The 8,942-nt window shown below is 44.2% G+C and carries 11 protein-coding genes; 6 read left to right on the plus strand and 5 right to left on the minus strand.

The window, feature by feature from the left end:
• The coding region (locus VJL_RS27060; protein WP_038882452.1) for a GNAT family N-acetyltransferase at positions 1–268 on the plus strand (268 nt) is incomplete at its 5' end.
• A 69-nt stretch (positions 269–337) separates the two neighbouring features.
• Here VJL_RS27060 and VJL_RS29790 read toward each other — a convergent pair.
• Positions 338–475 carry a hypothetical protein gene (locus tag VJL_RS29790; RefSeq protein ID WP_164492046.1) on the minus strand — a complete coding sequence of 46 codons (138 nt, stop codon included), beginning with the start codon at positions 473–475 and terminating at the stop codon, positions 338–340.
• A gap of 265 nt (positions 476–740) precedes the next feature.
• Here VJL_RS29790 and VJL_RS27065 point away from each other — a divergent pair, with 265 nt between their 5' ends.
• Positions 741–1,529, plus strand: coding sequence for a response regulator transcription factor (locus VJL_RS27065; protein WP_038882453.1), 789 nt, complete (start codon positions 741–743; stop codon positions 1,527–1,529).
• 83 nt (positions 1,530–1,612) lie between these two features.
• On the opposite strand, the gene queD is transcribed toward VJL_RS27065, so the two are convergent.
• Positions 1,613–1,975: a 6-carboxytetrahydropterin synthase QueD gene (gene queD / locus VJL_RS27070; protein ID WP_038873519.1), complete on the minus strand. Its 363-nt coding sequence runs from the start codon at positions 1,973–1,975 to the stop codon at positions 1,613–1,615.
• Positions 1,976–2,456: 481 nt separating this feature from the next.
• On the opposite strand from queD, the gene VJL_RS27075 reads away from it, so the two are divergent.
• Both VJL_RS27075 and asnS read left to right on the plus strand, forming a co-directional pair.
• Complete coding sequence (locus tag VJL_RS27075; protein ID WP_038882454.1) at positions 2,457–4,082, plus strand: methyl-accepting chemotaxis protein; 1,626 nt, start codon at positions 2,457–2,459, stop codon at positions 4,080–4,082.
• A gap of 187 nt (positions 4,083–4,269) precedes the next feature.
• On the plus strand, positions 4,270–5,670 hold the full coding sequence (asnS, locus tag VJL_RS27080) for an asparagine--tRNA ligase (RefSeq protein ID WP_038882455.1): 1,401 nt from the start codon (positions 4,270–4,272) through the stop codon (positions 5,668–5,670).
• A gap of 92 nt (positions 5,671–5,762) precedes the next feature.
• On the opposite strand, the gene VJL_RS27085 is transcribed toward asnS, so the two are convergent.
• The 3 genes from VJL_RS27085 to VJL_RS27095 all read right to left on the minus strand — a co-directional run bounded on the left by VJL_RS27085 (position 5,763) and on the right by VJL_RS27095 (position 7,914).
• A complete protein-coding gene (locus tag VJL_RS27085) occupies positions 5,763–6,176 on the minus strand; it encodes a hypothetical protein (protein WP_038873527.1) in 414 nt (137 codons plus the stop codon).
• Positions 6,177–6,202: 26 nt separating this feature from the next.
• Complete coding sequence (locus tag VJL_RS27090) at positions 6,203–6,424, minus strand: hypothetical protein (RefSeq protein ID WP_038882456.1); 222 nt, start codon at positions 6,422–6,424, stop codon at positions 6,203–6,205.
• 98 nt (positions 6,425–6,522) lie between these two features.
• Positions 6,523–7,914 (minus strand): aminotransferase-like domain-containing protein, encoded by a 1,392-nt coding sequence (locus VJL_RS27095; RefSeq protein ID WP_038882457.1) that lies wholly within the window; start codon positions 7,912–7,914, stop codon positions 6,523–6,525.
• 177 nt (positions 7,915–8,091) lie between these two features.
• Between VJL_RS27095 and VJL_RS27100 the strand changes: the two genes are divergently transcribed.
• Positions 8,092–8,322 carry a hypothetical protein gene (locus tag VJL_RS27100; RefSeq protein WP_038882458.1) on the plus strand — a complete coding sequence of 77 codons (231 nt, stop codon included), beginning with the start codon at positions 8,092–8,094 and terminating at the stop codon, positions 8,320–8,322.
• 200 nt (positions 8,323–8,522) lie between these two features.
• On the plus strand, positions 8,523–8,822 hold the full coding sequence (locus tag VJL_RS27105; protein ID WP_038873539.1) for a hypothetical protein: 300 nt from the start codon (positions 8,523–8,525) through the stop codon (positions 8,820–8,822).
• Positions 8,823–8,942: the final 120 nt, after the last annotated feature.

An 8,942-nucleotide genomic window follows, 5' to 3' on the forward strand; every position in this document is an offset into this window, starting at 1 on the left:
TCCCTTTGCCAAACGCCATGAATTGGGTTTAAGCTATCTTATGGTCGATAAGCGCTTTCAACAGCAAGGAATTGGAAAAGCAACGCTACAAAAACTGATGATCTATGGCTACGCGATTGACACTGAAAGCAGCTCTGTGTGTGCGACAGTATCTAGTAGTAATGACATTGGAATTAGATTGTTTGAATCGGCAGGGTTCGATAACACCCAAAAGACAATTTATGAAGAGAGTGGAAAAGCGCTGATCTTGCGTCATTCTCTGAACTGATAGATTAGGCATCGATGTTATTTATGTTGTAAAGGCAGGGTAATTAGCACACCTGCCTTCCTCCCAAAATCATACCGTTACGACTTCCGCTTGCCAGCCGTAACCGGTGTACTCCTTTGCTAACTCTTCTGCAACAAACGCAGACACCACTACTTCAACCCATTTACCATACGCCCCTGCACGGTAGCGAAGCTTCATCATTTTCATTGTTACCCCTCCGGATGGCGATAAAATTAGCCAAATTTGAAACAGCTGCTCGCCAAAAACCTATACTTAAAGTCTGTGTATCTGCCTATAAAGGTGTAATATTTAGGTTTAGAATAGATCTTCCCCCACCCATTCACCAAATAGGAAGCATGTGCGTTATTCCAAGAAGTTCGAAATAAAGCACCGACATTTTGCAAAATCTGATAGTCAGAATGTAGAGTAAAATTACTGCATTTATAAAATTCATTCCGTACGAGTCGTTTTAATGGACAGTGAGATAGGTAAGACAATAGAAGCTGAAACTTTTGAAGCGCTTATGATGAGGCAAGCAACATCACTTACCTCCTCTGAAGCAGACAAGTGCGAAGTCAAACTTCGCGAATTCATGACGGAAGCCATGAACTGGTTCGAAATCGATCGAATGACCATGTTTCCCAACTCAATGCTGTTTTTCAACCAAGGGAAAACGCTTGCTGTCGCACGTCCACCACATAAAGTCGTCACAGCAGAGCAAGTCGGCATAGAAGACGCCGAGAGGTACCTTCGTCTTATCGGTAACTCGGAACAAACTCAGATTTTCAACCGAGCTTCGCTTGAAAGTAGTGATGTGGCATTACTAAGAATGCTGGCAGCACAAGGCGCATGTTGCCATTACACCATCCCACTGAGTCAGTTTGGTCAACGCTGGGGTGGCGTTTCATTTACTATTTTTGGCGAAAATCGTTGTGGTTTGAATGAAGCCCAATTGAATCAAGTCACATTTCTTTCGCAAGTTTGGCTTTCTTATTGGCAGCACTCTAAGTTGCATCGCAGCTTACACAAGCCAGACATGAAGACGAGTAATGAGAACAACAAAATGTTAAGACTAAGTCGTCGTCAATGTGATGTCCTCGGGCACATAGCCAACGGCTTGTCTGCAAAACAAATCGCGATAGCGCTTAATTTGAGTCCACGAACGATTGAGTCTCACAAATACCGGTTGATGGACATGCTGGAATTAGAAACTCATTCTGAGTTAGTCCAATTCGCCCTACGAAACGGAATTGGGTACTGACCTCTTTTGTCTCTGATCTCAGGCTAACAAACGAAAAAGGCAAGCCGATTGGCTTGCCTTTATTGTCTGTGTACAGAACGAAATTATTCGCCTTTGTAGATACAACCTGCGGTACAAGTTTCTTTGATCTCAACTTTACTCAGTAGCGGCAAACTTGGCTTAAGCTCTTGCCAAATCCACTTCGCGAGTACTTCACTTGTTGGGTTTTCTAGACCTTCGATATCATTCAAGTAGTAATGATCCAAACGATCGTAAGTTGGTTTGAATGCCGCTTTGATTTCTGAAAAATCAATCACCCAACCTGTATGCGGGTCAACTTCACCCTCTACATAAAGACGAACTAAGAAAGAGTGTCCGTGCAAACGACCACACTTGTGACCTTCCGGTACGTGCGGCAGGTGATGTGCTGCTTCGAACATAAACTCTTTGTATAATTCTGTTTTCATCTTGATTCTCAGGCTTTAAAAAGACACGCAATACTAAGGAATTCACCCTTTAATGACAACCTTTATCAATAACATGAGAAAGAGGAAAACGATTCACTGATTCAGAATGATTAACTGATAAAAAACGGCAACCTCCAAACATCTTGAAGATTGCCAAATCTGGAGATTCCAGAAAAATGGTTAGGAAAATGAAGTAGGGTCATACATACCCCAAACTTCCCTACTTTGACGACTCTAAGAGTACAAAAAGAGATTACACGACCTCGGGTTAACAACCGGTTAAACAAGAAAGAATAATTGAAATTTAGGCCCCCCTTCGTCTAAAAATTGGCGCAGCGCCAATCCATTGATTACACCCTACTTACATCACATTTACATAACCCTACGTTGTCTAGGGTCACATTCATTCGCCCTATCCATCGCTCATACCACGCTAAGCCCTTAATATTGTGGAATTCGTTCCAATTACACTTATAAAAATATGCGCTCAACGATTACCTTCAAACTGTTACTGGCATTGATAGTTGTCTTCACTTGCGTGTTAGCTGCATCGACTGGCTATCAATACTTTCAACAAAAGACACTTATTAATGACGTGCTGAGTGAACAACTACACGATAAAGCAAGCAACTACTTCGATAGCCTAAATATGATGATGCTCACCGGTACGATGTCGCAAAAAGAAACCCTACGACAAAAAGCGCTCGCTCAAGAAGGCATAGAGCAAGTGCGCGTACTTCGTGCTGATGCAGTCTCTAAATTTTACGGCGCTGGCGATGCGAATCAAAAACCGATAGATGACATTGACCAGAGAGCATTAAACGGTGAGTTGGTGATTGAGCCTTTCAGTGCGGATTGGGGGAAAGGCTTGGTGGTTGCACTGCCGATGAAATCAAGCGAAAACTATCGTGGTACGAATTGTGTGTCTTGCCATATTGCCCCAGAAGGCGAAGTGTTAGGTGCAATCCGCTTGGAATACAACATGAGCCATGTGAATTCTCTTATCAATAAACAAGCCATGTTTGCAATGGGCATCATGTCAGTTATCGCGTTTGTGGGCTTTTTAATTACCATGGGATTGATTCGTAGAATCATCGTTAGACCAATACAAATGACGTCGCGTTTTATGTCGAATGTCAGTGCGAGCAAGGATCTATCCATACGTTTAGAGCATAAGCAAAAAGACGAAGTTGGACAGTTATCGGATTCTATCAATTCCTTTATGGATACGGTTTCACAAAGCTTGGACAAAGTTCAGGAAACATCGCATTCACTGGCGGGGTCAGCCGGACGCTTAACCGACGTTGCTCAATCTACCGATGAAGCGGCGGACAACCAGCAAGTAGAAACCAATGAAGTGCAAACCAATATCACTGACATGCTGCAACAACAAAGTGTCGTAGAACAAGCGACCGTTGATGCAACAACGTTGGTCAACCATACAGTTGATGTCGCAACCGCCAGTGCTGGTCAAGCGCACCATGTAAGTGAAGACATCAAGAACCTAGTGACCGATATCGACAAGGTGCGCGAGAAGATCACAACATTGAATCAACAAACCGCAGAAGTATCATCCATCCTGGGTGTCATCAAAGGTATTGCGGAACAAACCAACCTACTGGCTCTCAATGCCGCAATTGAAGCAGCTCGTGCAGGTGACCAAGGCCGTGGATTTGCCGTTGTCGCAGATGAAGTCCGTAACCTTGCATCTCGGACAGCGCAAGCGACCAGCAATATAGAAAGCATCATCGTGCAATTTCAACAAGGCAGTGAAGAGTCGCTCACTTCGGTCGATAATGTGTGCCAGTTTGCTCATCAGCGTTCCGTCGATGTCGAAGCGCTCTCCGAAACCATGCGCGATGTAGTAGACGAAATGCATCAAGTTTTGAGACATGCAGAAAACATTCAACATCAAACACAAACGACGTCAGAGGTGAGCAAACACATTCAGTTGAAAGTCGACACCATCACAAGACACGCGAATGAAACTTCGCAATCTGCATCTCACACACGTGACATCAGCGTTGATTTGGAGCAGCTTTCGGAACGTCTAGAGCTATTACTTAACCAATTTACGCTGTCTGAGGAACAAAGGGCAAGTAAATAAGAAATTTCTCCCCTCCAAATTGAATATAAAGGTTGAAGCTGACGAATTGACAGGTAATATGTCCCGATGAATCTGTAAAATTCTATCCAATTCAACGCTTCGCTCGTTTTTTAAACAAAGCCGTTTAAAGCAAGCAATGTAGTAAGTGTTGAGTTGAATTTTTACCTCAATGGAGAATATTTCAAACATGACTTACGCGCCTGTATCAGACGTTTTGAAAGGTCAGCTAGCAGTAGACAGTGAAGTAACTGTTCGTGGCTGGATCCGTTCACGTCGTGATTCCAAAGCTGGAATCTCTTTCCTTGCCATTTATGACGGCTCTTGTTTCGACCCGATTCAGGCCGTGGTCCCTAATAATCTTAATAATTACGACGACGAAGTACTTAAGCTAACCACTGGCTGCTCTGTTGAAGTAACTGGTAAGATTGTTGCCTCTCCTGCGAAAGGCCAAGACTTCGAACTAGCCGCGACTGACGTTAAAGTAGTTGGTTGGGTTGAAGATGCTGACACTTACCCAATGGCAAAAACTCGTCACTCTATCGAGTACCTACGTGAAGTGGCGCACCTACGTCCGCGCACAAACGTAATCGGTGCGGTAGCACGTGTACGTAACTGCCTATCTCAAGCAATCCACCGCTTCTACCATGAGCAAGGTTACTTTTGGGTATCTGCGCCGTTGATCACAGCTTCAGATGCAGAAGGTGCTGGTGAAATGTTCCGCGTATCTACGCTAGACATGGAAAACCTACCTCGTACTGACGCTGGTAAAGTGGACTACAACGAAGACTTCTTCGGTAAAGAGACGTTCCTAACCGTATCTGGCCAGCTAAACGCAGAAGCTTACGCTTGTGCACTAAGTAAAGTTTACACGTTCGGTCCAACTTTCCGCGCTGAAAACTCAAACACCAGCCGCCACCTAGCGGAATTCTGGATGGTTGAACCTGAAGTTGCGTTCGCAGAACTGGATGACGTAGCGAAACTGGCTGAAGACATGCTGAAATTCGTGTTCAAAGCGGTTCTTGCTGAGTGTCGTGATGACCTTGAGTTCTTTGCTCAACGCATCGACAAAGAAGCAATCACTCGTCTAGAGCAATTCGTATCTTCTGACTTTGCACAAGTAGACTACACTGACGCAATCCAGATCCTTCTTGATTCAGGTCGTGAATTCGAATTCCCAGTTGAATGGGGTATCGACATGTCTTCTGAGCACGAGCGTTTCCTTGCGGAAGAGCACTTCAAAGCGCCAGTAATCGTGAAGAACTACCCGAAAGACATCAAAGCATTCTACATGCGTGCTAACGATGACGGTAAGACGGTAGCTGCAATGGACGTACTAGCACCGGGCATCGGTGAAATCATCGGTGGTTCTCAGCGTGAAGAACGTTTAGACATCCTAGACGAGCGCATGCGTGAAGTGGGTATCGACCCAGAACACATGAGCTGGTACCGTGACCTACGTAAATACGGCACAGTGCCACACGCTGGCTTTGGTCTAGGCTTTGAGCGTTTAGTCTCTTACGTGACTGGTATGGGCAACGTACGTGACGTTATCCCGTTCCCACGTACACCTCGCTCTGCGAACTTCTAATCACCACCGAGTGATACAGAATTAAAAAGACCTCCCATGTGGAGGTCTTTTATTTTGTCGCGGATCTCACAGATAGGTTCCGTTGCCAACTACTATAAATTCAACTTAACGCTCATCACACTGGCTGATTCTGTCACTGTCGGGTTGTTGTTCTCGTCATTGACCACCGTATGCTGATAAACACCACCAATCAAAATAGGTTTTTCAATCTCTTTTTGTTTGATCAACAATGACGTACTAATTTGATTTGTTGCATGCTGAGTCTTACTAGACTTAATCACCAAGACATCTAACTGGTAGTCAGGGTGAAGTTTCCGTACCAAGCCAGATAAATCGATACGCTCTTTATCATTATCGACATGAGCCTCGAAATGATTATCGGCTTGTATCTCCGCAGTCAATTTTGAGTGATCATAGACTAGGGTAACCGACTTAGGTTCTACATCTTGTTTCGCTGAGCACCCAAAGGCGATCATAGATAACGCAAGCAACCATGCACTCTTCATTCTCTCTTCCTAAATTTTTCATGATTTTACTGCTCTCCATCCCCTTCTCTATCTGCATGTTCTGCGTACTTAACGCCCAACACACATAAGCCAAACATAATGAAAGGGATCACGGCCGCGGTGTACTCTGTCCAAGCCATATGCGAGAAAGACTTCGCCAAAATAAGGTGCGCAAATACCAACAGAAATGCGCTAAAAATAGCAACAGCTACCAATCTTACTTCATGTTTTACCAACTGTTTTTTCATTGTCACTCCAATATTGCAATTACTCTACAATCGATTGAAGCACATGACCGGTAAACCGCTTTAGTACAGTTAGGCCAAAAAAACGTTAAACAGTTCCTTTAGTGAAGTAAGTCACCCAATTTGCATATAGCCTGTTTTAGGTTTTCATCAACAGGCAGCGAGGTGTTCAGCCTTAGATAGTCTTGATACTGGTCATCAACAGAGAAAAGCTTGCCATACGCCACCGTCACGTTATCAGAGATGAGAGCTTGGTAAATGGCCTTACCATTCAAACTTGGAGGTAATTTAAGCCACATGAAGTACCCGCCTTGAGGAAGACAATAGTCAACGGATTTAGGTAAGTATTTATCTATTAAAGCCACAAACCTTGTTTGGCGTAACTGTAATTCTTTGCGCAGCTTTCTAAGATGATTGTCATAGCTGTCATTTTGCAGATAGTGCGCCACGCCTTGTTGAATAGGAGCACTGCCCGACAAGGTCGACATGAGTTGAAGTTTTTGAATCGGCTCGTTAAAGCGTTTATTTACTACCCAACCTAACCGATAACCAGGGCATAAGCTTTTCGAAAATGAACCGCAATGCAGCACTCGCTCCTGAGTATCAAACGATTTTAAAGGCGCAGGTTTCGTCTCTGAAAAATACAACTCTGAATAAACATCATCCTCTACTACATACACATCGTAACGATTTGCCAACTCAACGATTCCTTGCTTTTGCAAGTCATTAAGGGAAGTTCCGGTCGGATTATGGAAATTGGTCATTAGCCAACAAGCACGCACATCATGATTGGCAAACACAGCCTCTATTTGCTCAAGCGAATGACCATCCTTAGCATCCACACGGACTGTTATCGCGTTTAAGCCCAATCGCTCGATCGCTTGAAGAGCCCCATAGAAAGTCGGAGTTTCAATTACAACCGTATCACCAGGTCGAGTCACTGCTTGAAGGCTCAAATTTAGCGCTTCCATCGCGCCAGAGGTAATGACAATATCGTCATGACTCAACACAAGTCCCTGCTGAATATAACGCTGTGCAATTAAACGGCGTAACGATTCACTGCCTGGAGGAAGATTATCAAGTAGTGTCTCTGGCCCCATTTTGCGGCCTGAACTGGCTAGGTTGCGGTTAAGCGCATCCAGAGGAAACAACGTCGGATCAGGAAATGCCGATCCAAGCTTAATACTCTCTGGCGCAGACTGGTGTTTAAGGAACTCATACAACTCATCGTTTACCGAAGTGCGATAGAGACTCTTATCTAGGTCATTCGGTTCTAAACGTTCCAGTTCCGCCGTAACAAAATAGCCAGACTGAGGTTTAGCGCTCACCCAACCTTGCGCCTCTAGCAGTTGATACGCCTGTAAGACCGTCCCTGCACTAACATTGTGATTACGGCTGGTGACACGCACTGAAGGGAGCTTCTCCCCTGCTCTCCATGTATTTTGCTGAATTTGAATTTTGAACAATTCAGCGAGTTGGCGGTATCGGTTCATGTTTCCCTCATTCATCACTACCGAGGCACCTTAGCATACTTCACGCCCGCAATCCGATATCACCACTATCAAAGTCGTAACGTAATTAATCAATCTTAGTGATACCAATTCGCTATACGAAATGAGAATTTATGTTCCATACTTTCAAAGGCATGAAAATCAACACGGGAGGAAATGATGAAAATGTTTACGATGGATGACCTCTCATACCGAGGTGTACACCAAGGCGTTCATAGCCGGGATCATCCAGAAGGAAGTAACCCATATTATTGGCATCCAGATTGGCTACATATTGCAGAAGATGCACTCGGAGTCCACCCAAAAGCAGACTTAGACGTTCCGATTGGTGAAACGGCGACTGAAGAACACGCTAAAGCGGCTATCATCAAGCATTTGAATGGTCAGTAAACCGAGCTAAGCACCTAATTTAAATAGGGTTACTATCAGAAAAAGTACGTTAACTGACCTGAATGAGAGCTGTGCAGCGGAATCGATTATTTATCAACAAGATTAATAGATAGTTGTCACATTATTTTCGATGACATCTGTTACATTTATAGAGTAATGGTGATGCACACCTCAACTCATGACTATGAGAGACGATAATAATGACTAAGTACAACGAAAACGACATCCAATACAAAGGCGAAACCAACGGTGTTCATGCATGGAGCACACCATCAGGTCAACCTTATTACTGGCACCCAGATTGGTTGCACGTGGCTGAAGACGCAACGGGTTCTCACCCTAAGCAAAAAATTGAAGTTGAAACATCAGAAGCGCCGACTGAAAAACATGCGTTAAAAGCTATTCTAAAACACATGAATGACTGGGCAACAGGCAAACTGTCTTCTAACCCAGACATCGAAACCAACGCTGTAGAATCAGAAATGAATCTGAAGAAGTAAACTTAGCGATTCCTGATAGAGCCCCGCATGGACGGGGCTAATTATATGGTCCGCCTCACTCTCAAGCCCTACGCTTAGAGTAGGCTCTCAGAACGAGGTGAACCATATGTCTACCATTCA

Source organism: Vibrio jasicida CAIM 1864 = LMG 25398, from assembly GCF_000400365.1.
Lineage (GTDB): Bacteria > Pseudomonadota > Gammaproteobacteria > Enterobacterales > Vibrionaceae > Vibrio > Vibrio jasicida.